Annotated in this window: 12 protein-coding genes; 6 read left to right on the top strand and 6 right to left on the bottom strand. The window is 69.1% G+C overall.

What is annotated here, in order from left to right; genetic code table 11:
* Positions 1 to 35: 35 nt before the first annotated feature.
* The 6 genes from CFP71_RS01225 to CFP71_RS01250 all read right to left on the bottom strand — a co-directional run bounded on the left by CFP71_RS01225 (position 36) and on the right by CFP71_RS01250 (position 7,092).
* Positions 36 to 4,112, bottom strand: a complete 4,077-nt coding sequence (locus CFP71_RS01225; RefSeq protein ID WP_093931961.1) for a LamG domain-containing protein — start codon at positions 4,110 to 4,112, stop codon at positions 36 to 38.
* A gap of 253 nt (positions 4,113 to 4,365) precedes the next feature.
* Positions 4,366 to 4,767 (bottom strand): immunity 7 family protein, encoded by a 402-nt coding sequence (locus CFP71_RS01230; RefSeq protein ID WP_093931962.1) that lies wholly within the window; start codon positions 4,765 to 4,767, stop codon positions 4,366 to 4,368.
* 38 nt (positions 4,768 to 4,805) lie between these two features.
* Positions 4,806 to 5,345: a DUF2716 domain-containing protein gene (locus CFP71_RS01235; RefSeq protein WP_093931963.1), complete on the bottom strand. Its 540-nt coding sequence runs from the start codon at positions 5,343 to 5,345 to the stop codon at positions 4,806 to 4,808.
* Between the two features lie 187 nt (positions 5,346 to 5,532).
* Positions 5,533 to 6,141, bottom strand: a complete 609-nt coding sequence (locus CFP71_RS01240) for a hypothetical protein (protein WP_093931964.1) — start codon at positions 6,139 to 6,141, stop codon at positions 5,533 to 5,535.
* Positions 6,142 to 6,216: 75 nt separating this feature from the next.
* On the bottom strand, positions 6,217 to 6,723 hold the full coding sequence (locus CFP71_RS01245; protein ID WP_093931965.1) for a hypothetical protein: 507 nt from the start codon (positions 6,721 to 6,723) through the stop codon (positions 6,217 to 6,219).
* Positions 6,724 to 6,792: 69 nt separating this feature from the next.
* Positions 6,793 to 7,092, bottom strand: coding sequence for a helix-turn-helix domain-containing protein (locus CFP71_RS01250; RefSeq protein WP_093931975.1), 300 nt, complete (start codon positions 7,090 to 7,092; stop codon positions 6,793 to 6,795).
* Between the two features lie 455 nt (positions 7,093 to 7,547).
* On the opposite strand from CFP71_RS01250, the gene CFP71_RS01255 reads away from it, so the two are divergent.
* The 6 genes from CFP71_RS01255 to CFP71_RS01280 all read left to right on the top strand — a co-directional run.
* Positions 7,548 to 8,747, top strand: coding sequence for a hypothetical protein (locus tag CFP71_RS01255; protein ID WP_093931966.1), 1,200 nt, complete (start codon positions 7,548 to 7,550; stop codon positions 8,745 to 8,747).
* 142 nt (positions 8,748 to 8,889) lie between these two features.
* Positions 8,890 to 10,230, top strand: coding sequence for a flagellar basal body-associated FliL family protein (locus CFP71_RS01260; RefSeq protein WP_093931967.1), 1,341 nt, complete (start codon positions 8,890 to 8,892; stop codon positions 10,228 to 10,230).
* Between the two features lie 3 nt (positions 10,231 to 10,233).
* Positions 10,234 to 11,577, top strand: a complete 1,344-nt coding sequence (locus CFP71_RS01265) for a methyltransferase (protein ID WP_093931968.1) — start codon at positions 10,234 to 10,236, stop codon at positions 11,575 to 11,577.
* Positions 11,574 to 13,475 carry a glycosyltransferase family 4 protein gene (locus CFP71_RS01270; RefSeq protein ID WP_093931969.1) on the top strand — a complete coding sequence of 634 codons (1,902 nt, stop codon included), beginning with the start codon at positions 11,574 to 11,576 and terminating at the stop codon, positions 13,473 to 13,475. The genes CFP71_RS01265 and CFP71_RS01270 overlap by 4 nt, the downstream gene beginning before the upstream one ends.
* A complete protein-coding gene (locus CFP71_RS01275; RefSeq protein ID WP_244199515.1) occupies positions 13,468 to 14,007 on the top strand; it encodes a hypothetical protein in 540 nt (179 codons plus the stop codon). Before CFP71_RS01270 ends, CFP71_RS01275 begins: the two co-directional genes overlap by 8 nt.
* A partial coding sequence (locus CFP71_RS01280; RefSeq protein ID WP_093931971.1) for a glycosyltransferase occupies positions 14,004 to 15,307 on the top strand: 1,304 nt, incomplete at its 3' end. The genes CFP71_RS01275 and CFP71_RS01280, both read left to right, overlap by 4 nt.

Consider the following 15,307-nt stretch of genomic DNA (forward strand, 5'->3'; position numbering starts at 1 on the left):
TCAGATGGAGCGTCTGCCGAGCCGGACGAGAAGGATCAGGGGTGGTCGAGGATCATGTCCGCGGCGATGCGTTGCGCGTCCAGCACACCGCTGTAGACGCGAACTCCACGGATATCGCCGTACCAGTAATCGGATTTGTGGCCGGTCCACGCACCCCTGCCGATAAGCAGGCCTTCGAGCGGACTGGCACCGTTCCATCCGGTCACGTTGGTCAGACAGACTGGTGAGAACTGAAATTCCTCCGTGGACGCGTACAGGCACGAGGTGCCGGTCGTCGCGTCATAAGTACCGGTCAAATGGGTCCACACGCCATCGGCTGCGTTGCTGTCGGAGACCGCGAACCACGCGAACGGATTCGATGGGGTGGCGGTCGACGAACCCATCATCCAACTCCACCGGCCTTGCCAATGGCCGTTCTGGTCCTTGATGCCGCGGTACCCGAGCATGAAAGGCGGGAACTGCGCGGAGTCCACTCCGACCGCGGCCCGGCCCACCTCGTCGACCCCGCCCGTGTTGGCGGGGTTCGCCTGTTTGGCCGCGGCGACGTCCTCGGCGGTCCAGCGATGCCGCACCCACGCTTCGACGGTGAAGCTGCGGTCGCCACGGAAATTCTCCGGTCGCTGTGCCGCGATCTGCCCAGTCCCGGACTTGTCGAACTTCGCGATATTGACGCCGTTGTCGTCGACCATGGCCGCGCCGCCTGAGACAGCACCGGCCGCTCCGGTGACTCCGTCGGTGGTGCTGCCGTCGAGCTGGTAGTTCGCCCGGAGCACGGCGGTGTTGGCGAGACCGGCGGTCTCAGCGGCGGGCAGGGCTCGATCCCAGACCTGGACCTGGTCGATGCTGCCCTTGAAGAAGGTCGAGGGCAGGCTGTTCCAGCGCACCTGGCCGACCGCGAAGCCGCCTGTCGCGGTCCAGGTGGTCCCCGCGGGAATGTTCGTTTGCCCTTCAAGGACACCGTTGACGTAAATCAGCACTTTGGCGGTGGACGCGTCGTAAACTCCGGTCAAATGCGTCCAGACGCCGACCTGCGGAGTGCTGGTGGAACTCGCCCACCGGTACCCGTCTCCGTCGATGTCCGCGGATGGAAGGCCCATGATCCACCGGTTCGCATCAGGAGAGTAGCGCAGCTGGAAGCCGCTGGAATGGACGCCGTTTTGCCCGGCCACAGCGTAATAACCGTTGGTGTCGGCCAGTTTCGCCCATGCCGAGACGGTGAAGCTCTGCGCGGTGTCGATCACCGGCGTTTTCGTTTGGCCGTAACCACTTCCGTTGCTCATGTAGGCCTGGCCGGACGACTGCCCGACCTTGCTCTCCGTAGCGGATTGTCCGGCGGAGTCGCTGTAGCCGGTGGCGTACCCCGAGCCAGGAGCGAAGGTGAGGGCGCCGTCGTTTCCGGTCGCGTCCACCGTGTTGCTCTCGAACGCGTACTCGCGGATGGCCGACAGCCCGGTGGGAACGCCGTTGTTCCCATGCAGCGAAACGACTTCCGTCGCGGTCAGCGCGCGGTCGAAGAGCACGGCTTCGTCGAGTTTCCCGGAGTACAGGTTGGCCCGCACGCCGCCGGCCTTCCCGCCACCCGCGACCAAGGGTCCCGAGCCGCCGGAGCTGGTGGCACTGACGGTGGCCTGTGCCTGGCCGTTGACGTAGAGCGTCGCCGTTTTCGCGGTGGCGTCGTAAACACCCGTGAGGTGTGTCCACGCACCCTCGGTCGGAGCGGCAGTGGAGAATGCGGAACTTTGTGCCGGGTTGGCCTGGGCCGAGTCGGCGATGCTGAAGGCCCACTTCCCGGATTCGTGGTACTGCAAGGCGAAACCGCTGCTCTGGCTGCCGTCCTGGGACAGCACGACCCGCCTGCTGGTCAGGCCGGCGGGGTTCACCCAAGCAGAAGCCGAGAAGGACTTCGCCGTGTCCACCACGCTCGCACCGGTCGCGAAGTAGTCGCCCGCCTGACCGGACAGGGTCGTGCCTTCGCCGATCTTGCCGTCGGTGAACCCGCCCCTGCCTTCACCGACGTAACGCAGGCCCGTCGCCTGGGAAGCGCCGTTACCTTCGAACTGCCAGGACGCGAGCGGAGCCGTGACGTCGCGGACGCTGAAGTTGTAGTCGACCCTGGTGGACGGCGTCTTCGCCCGGTTGCACGACCAGACGCTCAGGACGTGCGTCCCCTTCGTTTGCGGGGCGATGGCGACGGTCGCGGGCCCGCTGTACGCGGCGGGTTTCACCGTTCCGGGCTCGGTCCCGTTGCAGGTGGGCGGCGCGGTGTTGTCGAGCTTCCACACGTAGCTTCCGACCGAGGTCGGAGTGTTGGCCACCGTGAAAGTGAAGTCACCCGCGCGTCCGGGGCCACCGCCGAAGGTGCCGCTGGGGTACGTCTGGGATGACACCGACGGCGCGGCGGGAGCGGAGAGTTGGACTTCGACTTCGCAAGCGCCCGCCCAACTGGTTTCCCGGCCGTCGGTGACGTGCGCGTCGAAGGAGTAGATCCCGTCCGCGGGCATCGAGTCCTTGAACAAGGTCGCCTGAGCGTTGCGATTGGCGACGTTCGAGTCGCTCAAGACGTTGTCGACAAAGGCCTCACGGTTGTCCCAGACGTAGTTCCCGGTACTCACCCAGCCCTTGTAGACGCGGAAACCGGTCCAGAGCATGCCGCCGTCCGGGTCTTGGACGTTCGCCTTGACCACGTATCCGGTGCTGGTGCGACCGAGCACCGGACGGACCCACGGCTGGCCAGGGGCGGGCGGGCCACAGGGGAACGTCGAAGTCCCGTTGACGATGGCGAGATTGGCCGGCGGCCGGGGGACCGAGTTGTAGGTGACCGTGAACCCGACCTGAGGGGAATACCTCTTCCAGGTTTTCTGGTCGTTCTCGTTGGGCGAGACGATGCCGAAAGTGAAGGTCGGCCCGCCGACGTTCACCAGGCTCACGATGGTCGGGAGAACGTCGAACTCGACGTTGGTCGGGCAGCCGCTCACACTTCCGAGCCCGTTGCCCAATGCCGGGCCGCTCCCGAACTTCAGCCCTGCACCGATCGGATTGGTCAGCACGACGTTGTTGGAGCCGCCGCAATCCTTCGAGTTGGTCACCGCCAGGGTGAGTTGCGCGGAGTAGATCTGCTTCCCGGCCAGGCCCCCGAGGTTCATCTCCACGAACGAGCGCGCGGTGACCAGCTTTCCGGCGCAACTCGAGGAGGTGTCGTAGATGTACCCGGCCTTGAGCTGATCGGACGAGTCCCAGTCCGCGTCGCCAGGTGTCTTCGAAGCGCCACAGGCGTGCTGGACCAGGTAGTGGTTGCGACCGCAGTTGGAGCAGTAGTTCGTCTGCCAGGTCGGGTCGACGTAAACCGGGTACGCGGCGTTCGCCAGCAGGTCGGCGTCGGGGGTGAGGAGCAGCGACTTACCCGAAACCTCGGTCGGCACCTTGGCCTGGCGACCGCTGGTGGCCGGGCCGCGGATGAGATCCGTCGCGTCGGGTTCGACTCCCGACGAGTCCCACATCAAGGGCGCCTTGGCCAGGAAGACGTCGGCTCCCTTGGTGTCCTTGACCCGGAGAGCACCGTCCTCGTCCTTGGTGAGCTTCCCGTTCTTCACCGGCAGGCCCAGCTTGATCTTCGCGATGGCCGGGTTCTTCGCCGCCTCCGGCGTCTTGATCACGACGACTTCGTGCACCTTGTCCACATCGACTTGGACCTTGAGGTCGACGCCGGGAAGGACCTCGGGATAGGTGGCGGTGGCACCCGAGACGACCGGCTGGGGAAGCACCCCCGGCCAATCGAGCCCCACCGAGGTGCCCCTGGCGCTCAGCTGCAGCAGCGGTGCGGCTCCCGCGGTCTGGACATCCCCGCGTCGACCTGCGGAAAGCGAGATATCGGCCATCGCGGCCTTCGGAGAAAGCGCCCCGTTCGGGCCAGGGCCCAGCGTCGAGTCCGCGGGGACCCAGTCACCGTCACGAGGGACCCGGACCGGCCGGGTGGTCTGCGTCTGAGTCAGGGAGCCGTCCGGGTTGGCGACGGTCTCCGAACGCTCGGAGGTCAAGTCGTCGACCCGGACCTTCTTCCGGCCCTGCTTGGCGAATTTCGTCGCGGCCGCGGTGTCGGGAGCGGAATTCGGCACCGCCGACGGCGTCGGGGAAGCGCTTTCCTCTGGAGATGCGAAAGCCGTGGCCGGGAGTACCCCGAAAGCCACGGCCAACACGACGCTGACAACACCGAGACGCGATCTCAGGCACGACGATCTCACGGTGAATCCCCCTCGTTCCGCGGGGATTTGCCACCCGCGCCCAGGTGAACTCTGTCCTATTCGGACGGCCGAGGAAAGCAGCCGAACAGCGTAATTCGATCATCCCCGAAAGGCGCGGGCAGGTGGTTCAGAACTCGTAGCCGTCCAGCACGGTCGGCGCGACCGGCGACAGGTGCTCGTCGGCGCGTTCGGTGACCAGGCCGCGGGCCATCCGGTACACCTTGAACTCGTTGTCGTGCTCGGGGTCCTGGTCGTCCCAGACGTGCAGGAGGCCGTAGGAGCCGGGCGCGAGATCGCCGACGCGGGTGAACAGGTCCACCAGCTCGGGCGCGATCGCCGTGCCGTGCTTGTCCATGCCGCCCAGGTGCAGCATCGGCACTCCGGCGGCCCAGCGCAGGTCCACCAGGTCGCCGTCGTCGAAATCGCGGACGGCACGGTGCACCCGCTCGACGATGCGCTCGAGAAGCGCCGCGTCGTCGTCGCCGGAAGGGCTCGCTTGGATGGTCACCCACCCGTGGTATTCGAACACCAGCCTCAGTTTAGGCAGGTCCGCCAGCCGGACGGCGGTCAGCCCGCCATCGCGGCCGGTGTCCCGTCGCGGCGCAAGGCGTTCTTGAAGACCCGCTCACCGTGCTTCTCGAAGGCGGGCACGAGCTTCTCGCCGTAGACGCACAAGGTCCGCTCCCAGGGGTGCCCGAGCGTGCCGAAGCGGAAGTCGTTCGCCAGGAACATGTGATAGTCCGTGCGCGGGAACACCGGCACCGGCCACGGGTCGAGCGCGGCGTGCCGATGCGGGTAGAAGCGGTACGACTGGTGCTGCCAGTGCAGGACCCAGACCCACTCGTCCTCGGCGACGCAGTCCTTCAGCGCCGAGAGCGCGACACGGGCGACGTCGTTCTGCTCGACGGCGTACGGGCCGAGCCGGAACTCGGCGGACGCGCGGTCGAGCCCGCCGGGCGCGAGATCCCAGGCGACGGACGGGGCCGGTTCGCGGAAACCGGGCCACGCGTGCGCGTAGGTACTCGGCCAGAACGCGAGCTTGTCGTAGACCCAGTACCAAGCGGGCTCATCTGCGACCCTGGAGATGGCTTCCCAAGCGTTGTTCACGAGCGACCCTCGGTGGTTCGGCCGATTAAGACTGGGAAAGCTTCGTGTTCGGGGCCCGAGTTGTCCAGCTCGTGGGCGTACTCCGTGAAACTGTCACCTGATCAGGTGTCTTGCGCCGTCGCCGGAACCGTGAGAATGACGGTGCGTGAACGGCGAGCCCACGGAACGCGGGCTCGCCGTCGTTCGATCATGCGGCCGCCTCCCAAAGGCTCATGAAGGCCGACGCCTCACTCCGCACCCACGGCTTCACCTTGTCGCGGTCTCGCGGCGACAAAGCGAACTCCTTCGAGCGCCGGACGTCGATCACCAGCGGGCGCCCGCCCGGCCGCAGGTCGTCCATGGTCTGTTCGAGCAGCCACAGCACCATCTGCGCCGCGTCCCGGCTCAGCGGCTCCTCCTTGAAATAGAGCCAGGTCACGTAGACGGGGCCGTCGCCCTTGCGCAGGCCGAGGTGCGGATTGATGCCCACTTCGAGCGTGCCGAGCCGCCATCGCGACCGGCCGACCTCGGCGAGCCGCAGGTCACGCCGCCCCACGTAGCGCAGCCAGCCGTCGGCGATCTCGGTGTAGTGCGGCCGCGTGCGCTCGTCCGCGTTCTCGACCAGCGCCCGCAGCACTTCGCGATCCCGCCCGGAGATCCGCCCGGCACGGATCGCGTTCGCGGCGCGGAGGTAGAAGTTGAACCCGCCACGGTTCGGGTCCTCGTACTGGCGTCGCCAACGCCGGACGAACGAGGAACGCGAGGGACCCGAGCTCGTGCTGTACCCCACGAACGTGGGCAGGGTGATGTAGGCCATCCGTGTCCGCCTTTCGCCGCTGTTCCTGCTGTACAACGACCATTTTAGAACACATGTACGACAGAAAACGGGGCTTTACGGGTGACGTCGGGAAGGAGGCCAAGGTCCTTCGAGCAGCACTACCGACTCTTCGAGGATCGGCACTTCGCAGACGTCCCTCGGGGTGAGGTCGGTGGGGATCCAGCTGTCGAGCATCGCCGACCAGCGCGTGATCCCGCGCAACGCCTGCGGCGACCCCAGCAGCTCACCGACCTCGCTGACCAGCGCGCCACCGGCCGCGGGCGAGAGGCGGCCTTCGACCATCGCGGTGAGCCAGCCGTGGATCAGCAGCCAGCGGGCGGCCGTCGGATCGGCGGGCAGTTCGAGCCCGAGTTCGTCGACGACCTGGTCGAAGGCCTTTTCGACGGCGTCTTCCGCGGCGGACTCGAGCCCGGCGAGCAGGGCGAGGGAAGGAATGTCGAGCCCGGCGACGATCGCGTCCAGCCCGGCCTCGACCAGATGGGAGGCGCGGACGTCACGTCCGGCGAGCCTGCCGATGGCCAGCTCGCGCAGCGCGCCGCGACACGCGTCGATTTCCGTCACCCGGCACTTCCCACGTCCGCCACCGTACCGGCGGAACCGGTCTGCCGCGCCTGACCAGCCGAAAGAGCATCACACCGTGGACAGGCGCGGGGTGATGCGAACGTCGAGGACGGCTTCGAGGGCGTGCGCCAGCCGCTCCAGCACCGGAATCGTCGGGACTGTTCCCCCTGCCTCGAACCGCGCGACGGCCGACTGCGTCATTCCCGCCTCGGTGGCCAGCCTTGTCTGGGACCAGCCGCGTGCCTCTCGCATTTCCCGCACCGCCTTGCCCAGTTCGTAGGCCAGCTTCGTGGCCTCGTACGCGTCAGAGGCGCCTGGCTCGGCCATCCGCCGCTCGCGAAGCAGCCTCCAGTCGGTCCGCTCGGCCATCGTTCTCACTCCCCGCCGTGCTCATCTGTCGTATGTCTTCGAGCGACACATCTCCACATCGCCTTCCGTGCCCGCCGCACCTCACGCTCTTCGCGCATCCGGCTCGCTCGACAGCGGCCCTGGCTCAGCGAGCAGGTCCACGTAGAAGGCCACTGTCGCGCAGTGCGCCATGGACAGACTCTCCAGCCAGTCGCGGACTTCCGGCTCCAGTTCGTAGCTTCGACGCTATACATGCAGGTCAAGCCACTCTTGGGTGATCCTCTTGCACGTCCGCAAACGAGAATTCCGGCGCCGCGGAGCAACTGGCCGATTTCGACTTCATCGCCGCCGCCCGGAACGTCGAGATCAGTGCTGGACCAGGTCGTGAGTGGACGCAAGAATGTGGAAAGACCACATCAACCACCCATAAGGGTGCATGCAACACTGGCTGCCCACACCCGGCGGCAGGGGGCTGAATGAGCTGGCAAGACGAGCTTCGAGCGCTGGACGTCGAGCTGGCCGCGGGTCGCATCGGGCACGCCGAACACCGCCGGAAGCGCGACGAACTCCTGGCGGAGGCCTCCGGCGGGACGATGCCGTCGCCGGTCCCCTCACCGCTGCGACGCCCGGGCGGGGAGTGGCACAGCGCCAATCCCGCCGCGCGGCCGGTCGAGCAGCCGACCGTCACGGTCCAGCAGCCCCAGCCGTTCCCACCGGCGCAGCCGTTCCAGCAAACGCAGCCGTACCACCAGCAGACCCAGCCGGTGTACCCGCCGCCGGTGACCGTCGAGCAGCCCAAACCGCGCGAAGAGAAGAAGAGCGCGATCCCGCGGATCGAGGACCACAAGACCACCGCGCCCTCGCCCGCCGACATCAATCCGACGGTCTACCTGCGCGCCGAGCCGCCGCCGGTCAAGGACAGGCCGTCGGCCCGGCAGCCGAACCGTCCGCTCCCGCCGCTGGCCCCGGAACCCGGCCCGCGCCACAACGCGCCCACCGACGATCACGCTGATTACGCCGTCGTCGGCGAACGCAAGCCGACCTGGCTGTTCGTCGCCGCCGGCGTGCTGGTCGTGCTGGCGCTGATCATCGGCGGAACGCTGTGGCTGGGCTCGTCATCGTCTTCGAACGTCGCCGACCAGCCTCCGGTGCCGAGTGTGGCCCAGCCGCCGGACGGTCTCACGCCGTCGGGCCGGCCCGACAGTGCCCAGACGCCGTTGGAAGACCGGTTGCCCGCGTTGCCGGGGACGCCGTCGAAGGACAACTCGACGATGTCGGTCGCGAAGGGTGTCGAGCTCAACCTCTACTCGAAGGCCGCGGGCGATTACCTCGCGTCGAAGAACGTCGCGTCCGTCACCTACAAGGGTTCGAACGAAGGTACGAACAGTTACCTCGTCCTGGTGATCCCGGCCAACGATCCGAAGGACGCGGCCGCGATCGTCAAGTACTTCCGGGAGAACTCGGTCAACGCCGGACTGCGCGAGCAGCGCGTCGGCGATCGGCTCGCCCTCGTCGGCGCGAACAAGAACGGCCAGCTCAGCGGCATCGGTTACGTCTCGGGGACGATGGCCGTCAGCGCTTGGGTCTCCCAGCCGCTCGGCGGCGACACGCAGGCGCTCGACACCCGTCTGGCGCGGACGCTGACCTCGTTGGACACCGTTCTCCCGGTGGGCTGAGAAGCGCAGGTCGCGGGGAGATCACGATTCGACCCGCGAGGGCGCGGCGAGTCCGGGCAGTGCAGAATGTGCGAGGTCACCGCAGTGGTGGTATCGCGACGGCCGGGAGCGTTCTCCCGCCGGAAATCGGATAAGGGGGCCGGTGGTGTCCTGGCAGGAAGAGCTGCGCAATCTGGACGAAGAGCTCGCATCTGGACGGCTCTCCGCGGACGATTACCGGCTTCGCCGTGACCAGGTCCTGTCATCGGCGGTCGCGTACGGCGACCCCTCCCAGCAGCAGGTCCAGCAGCCCGGCCAGCAGCCGCAGCAGCCCTTCCAGCAGCAACCCTTCCAGCAACAGCCGCCGCCCGCTCAGCAGCAACAGCCGCAGCAGACCGGCCAGCCCAACAGCGCCGACTCGACCCAGATCATCGCGCCGGTGAACCAGCCACCGCAGAACGGCGAGGCCGAGCGCACCCAGGTCGTCCCGAACTGGCAGCAACAGCAGGCCGACCCGAACCGCACCCAGGTCGTGCCGCCGGTGGCGTCGCCGCCGGGCGGGTTCCCGCAGCAGGGCCAGGCGTCCCCGGCGGGTGGCTTCCCTCAGCAGGGTCAGGCCTCGCCCGCGGGCGGCTTCCCGCAGCAACAGCAGCAGGGCTACCAGCAGCAACAGCCGCAGCAGCAGGGCTGGACCGACACCGACGCCAGCCCGCCGTGGGGTGGTTCGGACTTCCCCCCGATCTCGCCGGTCGGCAGCACGGAGTGGGTCAAGCAGGGCCCCGAGCTGTTCGAAGACAAGCCCAAGGGCAAGGGCGGCAAGATCGCCATCATCGCGATCGTGGCCGTCCTGGTGCTCGCCGGTCTGGGCGTCGGCGGCTACTTCGCCTTCTCCGGCGGCGGTGACACCCCGCCGGACCCGACCGCCGCGCCGCAGCCGTCGCAGTCGCAGGCTCCCCCGACCTCCTCGGCCAAGCCGAAGACGCCCGAAGAGCTGCTGTTCGAGAAGATCCCGGAGCAGTCCGGTGAAGAGGACTCGAAGAGCGGCGCGATCCCGGCCGCCCAGCTCGCCGAGATCGCGGGCCTGGAGAAGGGCGAGGCCGACCTGGTCATCGCCGCCGGCGTGAAGCAGGTCGCGTACCGCGGCTCGCAGAAGCAGCCGGACGAGACCGGGCCGCAGCCGGCGAAGATCTCGATCACGGTCATCCCGCTGACCAGCCCCGGTGCCGCCGGCGACCTGGTCAAGCAGCTGCGCCAGTACCAGACGAGCAACGGTTTCGTGCAGATCACCGAGCCGCTGCCGGGTATGCCGCCGAAGCTGAACTTCCAGAAGAAGATCGACGGCGACAAGGGCAACTACCGCGGCACCTGGATCAGCGGCAACAACATCGTCCGGGTCGACATCCTGCAGAACCCGCTCGGCGGGGAAGAGGGCGAGAAGGCGTTGAGCGGCACGTACCAGCGTGCGGTGAAGAAGACGCTCGAAAACTACGCCGTCACCGGCTAGTCGATGACCGCCGCGAACGCCCGGCTGCTCACGACCCTGCTTTCCCTCGCCGCGGACACCGGTTCGCTGTCCGACGAACTGCACTTCGCCGGCCGGGACGCCGCCGAGCGCGTTCCGCTCGACCACGGCGCCGCGAACGTCCTCCGGGCGCTCGTGCTGCCGAAGGCGGCGCGGGTCCTGGAGGTCGGTGCCGGTTTCGGCGGCCTGACGCGGTATCTGGGCGAGGTCTCGGCGACGGTGCACGCCGTCGAAGCCGATCCGGTCCGCGCCGCGGCGGTGCGGTTCCGCACTCGCGACCTCGGCACCGTGACGGTGCACGACAGGCTGGTCGTCGAGACCTACGACCTCGCCGTGGTCCAGCAGCCGTACGCGACGCGGAACCTGCTGGAATGGATTCGCGAGCGGCTGTCGCCGACGGGTGCCCTCGTGGTGCTGACGGCCTCGCGCGGTGTCGCCGGGACGCTCGCGGCGGCGGGTCTCGAAGTGCGGCGTGAGCTGCTCTGCTCCCCTGGTCACGAGGTCGCCCGCGCGGTGCGCGGCCCGGAGATCGACACCGAACTGCCCCGGCTGTCCGCCGCGATCGCCGGCGGTCCCGCGAACGGCCTCGCCCTGCTCTGCGGCCCCGGCGCCGCCGCGCTCTGGCCCGCGTACCGGCTCGCGACCTACTTCAACACCGCCGAGCGCGCCGCGTTCGCCTGCACGCGGGCCGACGTCGTCCGCACCGGGGAGGGCGCCGAAGTCCGCCGCGTGCCGCTGGTCCCGTCGCCGCCGGTCGGCGGGATCTCGGTCGGGCCGTGCGCGGACAAGGTGTACGACGCCCCGACGATGGTCGAGGTGCTGCTCGACGAGCCGGAGCGGGTCGCGGAACTGCTCGCCGGATGGCGGGATCTCGTCCGCGCCGAGGCTTCACGCGGGGTCGAGGCGCTGTGGGATCTGGTGCCGCACAACGTTCTCGTCGACGGCGCGACGCTGCGTCCGATCGATCTCGAGTGGCGGAACGCGGACGCCGGGGTGTCCGAAGTGGTCGAGCGCGGAGTGCTCGTGCTGGCCGACGAACTCGCCGACGCGGGCTGGTCCGCGGCGGCGGACGGCGGTTCGACGCGGGACCTGGCGGGCTGGCTCGGCGTGCTGATCGGGCTCCATCCATCCTTTGTGGACAGTGCTGTGGAGCGCGAGGTCGCCTTCTCGGCGATCGGCTCCAGCGGCACCGTCCACGGCACGCGCGAGGTGCGGAAGGCCATCGCCGAAATCTGGCGAACGCGCCTGGAGAGAACCGTCCACGGGTACCGTTCAACGAGGGTCGGCGCCGGTGTGGCGGCGAACGAAGACGAGGTAGCGAAGCGATGACGAGCCTGCATACCGCCGGCATCCTGACCCCGGACCGGCCGGTCGGGCACCTGTTCGAGCTCCGGGGCTGGACGACCGGGATCAGCCGGATCGGCGAGATGTCCGTGACCATCGCGGACGTCGAGGCCAACCTGTTCCCCGAGCCGTGCCCTGGCGCGCCCGAAGGCACCTTCGGCTGGCGTGCGGTCCCGGCCACCTGGGTTCCCGCGGGCACTCAGGACATCGTCGTCACCGGTCCGGACGAGCGCGTGCTGAACCAGGCGACCGTCCACGTCGGAACGCTGCCGGGCGACGAACCGCTGTGGCTGGGCGAACTCGAAGCGCCCAAGCAGGGCAAGGTCACCGAAGGCCACGTCGTCTACGTGACGGGGTGGGCGATGTTGCAGGGCCGCGCGCCGAGCCTGATCGAGGTCATGGTCGAGGGCGGCGGCACGGTCAGCGCGCGCACCCGCCTGCCGCGCAAGGACGTCCCCAAGGAGTTCCCCGGCTTCGACGACGCCGCCGTGAGCGGTTTCGAGGCCTGGGTGCCTGTCGACCTCCCGTACGGCGAAGAGCGGACGTTGTCGCTTCGCGTCCGGTACCGCACCGAAGGCGTCGGCGAGGTTGTGTCGGCGAAGCGCACTTTCACCCTTCGCAATCCCGTCGCGGACCTGGACGACGCCGAACTCGCCGACGAGCTGGCCGGTGACACCGCCCGCGCGATGGCGCGCGTGAACATCCCGACCGATCCGAAGCACGTGCTGGTGTTCACGCACAGCCTCGGCGTCGGCGGCGGGCAGCTGTGGCTGCAGGAACTGCTGAGCCGGATGGTGACCGACCACGGCTGGCAGGTCAGCCTGGTCAGCGAAACCGACGGGCCGCTGCGCGCGGACTGCCATGAGCTCGGCATCCCCGTGCACGTCACGACGCATTACCGGAACCAGACGGTGCCTGCCTACGAAGGCCACGTCGCCGAGCTGGCGCGCTTCGCGAAGTGCTCCGGAGCGGGCGTCGCGCTCGTCAACACCCTCGGCGGCTTCGTCGGCGCGGATGCGGCGAAGCGGGCCGGGATGCCGACGGCGTGGGTCATCCACGAGAGCTTCTCGCTGCCCGCGTTCGCCTACCAGAACTGGGGCCCGGTGAAGCCGCCCGCCGCGGTGTGGAAGCGCTGGGAGAGCACGCTCGGCGAGGTCGACAAGCTGCTGTTCGTGGCGGACGCGACGCGCGAGATGTTCCTCCCGTACAGCAAGCCCGAGCGCTGCCGGACGGTCCGCTACGGCACGCCGATGCACAAGTTCGGCGGCCGGACCCGGTCGGAGACGCGGCGCCAGGCGCGGAACATGCTCGGCTACACGCCGGACGACATCGTGCTGGTCAACATCGGCATCGCCGAATCCCGCAAGGGACAGGCGCCGCTGATCTCGGCGATGGAGCGGATCCACAAGATCCACCCCGAGGCGAAGCTTTCGATCGTCGGCCTGCACCCGTCGCCGTACGGGCTGGCGATGGAGGAATCCGTCGAGCGCGCCGGACTGGAGAAGTCGGTCAGCCTGGTGCCGATCCAGCCGGACCCGCTGCGCTGGCTCCAGGCCGCGGACATCTTCGTGAACAGCTCCGACATCGAGTCGCTGCCGCGGTCGATCCTCGAAGCCGTCTGCTGTGGCATCCCCGTCGCGGCGACCGACGTGTTCGGCGCGCGGGAGATGATCGTCGACGGCGAGACGGGCTGGCTGTTCGAGACCAACGACGTCGACGCGCTGACAGCGGCGTTGCTGCGCGCGCTGGGCACGTCGGCCACGCGCCGCCGTGAGATGGCGAAGGCCGCGCACGAGAAGCTGCTGCCGTGGCTCGACCCGGCGGGCTACGCACGCGAGTACTCCGAAATCCTGACCGAACTGAGTGGGGGCGTTCATGTCTGACACCGACATTCCCGGCCGTGTCCAGGCCGAGCTGACCCGGCTCCGGGCCGAGCGGCAGGTTTTCACCGCCGAGCAGGACCGGCTGAAGGCCAAGCTGGCCGACACCGAGCACGAGCTGCGCGAGGCCACCGCCGCCGCGCCGGACGAAGGCGAGTCCGCCGCTGTGAACCAGAAGCTCGCTTCGCAGCAGGAAGAGCTCGACGTCGCGAAGGCGCGTCTGCAGGCGCTGGAGGCCGAAGTCCTGCTCGCCCACCAGCAGCGTGACTCGCTGCGCGCGGAGCTGAAGACCTGCCGCGAGGAGCGGGACAAGCTGCGGCTCGCGCTGCTCGACGCCGAACTCGTGGTGTCGGCGGGCGTCGTCGACGCGGACGTCCTGCCCGGTGGTGAGCCGTCGGCCGACCGGCAGCGGCTGCTCAACGCCGAACGGCTGGCCGCCGAGATGGCCAGGGAACTCGACGCCACCCGCCGCACCGTCAGCTGGCGGGTCACCGCGCCGCTGCGGGTCGTGCGGAAGAAGATGGACCGGCCGTGACCGAACTCTGCTTCGTCTCGGCCGAGGGCGGTTCCGCCTTCATGGAGGAGCTCCTGGAGGTGGTCGCCGACGCCGTGCGCACGGCGGGCGGCAAGGCCAGGACCGCGATCGGCAAGTACCCCGAGGCCGGGAACGACACGGTGTACGTCGTCGTCCCCCACGAATACTTCGTCACCGCCCCGGACGCCGAGTTCCCGACCGCCGAACAGTGCCGCCGCACCATCGGGTTCTGTGTGGAGCACCCCGGGACGGCGACCTTCGAGCGCAACGCCGAACTGCTCTCCATCCTGGGCGGCGCCGTCGACATCAACACCGATTCGACCGCCGAACTGCGGCGGCGCGGGATCGGCGTCGAGCATTTCCAGCTCGGCTACAGCCCGCTGTGGGACCTGTGGGGCGGCGACCTCGACAGTCCGCGCGACATCGACGTCACCTACCTCGGCACGGCCGAGCGACGGCGTTCGGTGCTGCTCGGTTCGTACGCGCGGGAGCTCGCCGGGCTGCGGACGCGGCTGCTGACCCCGCCGCACGAACCGATGACCGCCGCCCGTGTCGATTTCTTGCCGGGCAAGGCGAAGTTCGAGCATCTCGCGCGGTCGCGGTTCCTGCTGAACCTGCACCGCGAGCAGAAACAGACCCTGGAGTGGGTGCGCACGCTCGAAGCGATGACCAACGGCTGCGTGGTGGTCAGCGAGACGTCCGTCGACGTCGAACCGCTGGTCCCCGGCGAGCACCTGGTGCTCGCGCGGCCGGAGGCGCTGGGTTCGGTCGCCGCGGCGCTGGCCGACGAGCCCGAACGCGAACGGCACCTGCGTTCGGCCGCCTACGGTTTCGTGAAGTCGCTGGACATGACGGCGTCCGCGCGGCGGCTGATCGACCTGGCGGCTTCGCTGGGTTCGACGCCGGCCGCGGACATCGCCCCGGCGCGGGCGCTGGCGACCAGCCTGCGCAACCCCGAGAACGCGCTGGCCGTCGACACCCCGTCGTTCGACGCGCGGTTCGCGGGCGACCGGTCCGCCGGTGGCCCGGCTTCGGCACGCGGGACGGCGTTGTCGGCGCGGACCGCGCAGCGCACGGCAGGCGCGCGACGGGTCGCGACGCGACGCTGGGAGCCCGCGGCGGCTTCGTCGGCCGGTACCGCCGACGTCGACGTGCTGATCGTGCGCCGGCCCGGCGAGGTCGACCCGGACGAGCTCGCGAACGACCTGCTCACCGGCGGGGTGACCCCCCGGAAGGTGCTCGTCGGCGAGGACGGCGTGCACCCGTGGCCGCGTCCGCGTCCGTACGACGTGCTGCTGCC

This window comes from Amycolatopsis thailandensis, assembly GCF_002234405.1.
GTDB classification, from domain to species: Bacteria; Actinomycetota; Actinomycetes; order Mycobacteriales; family Pseudonocardiaceae; genus Amycolatopsis; species Amycolatopsis thailandensis.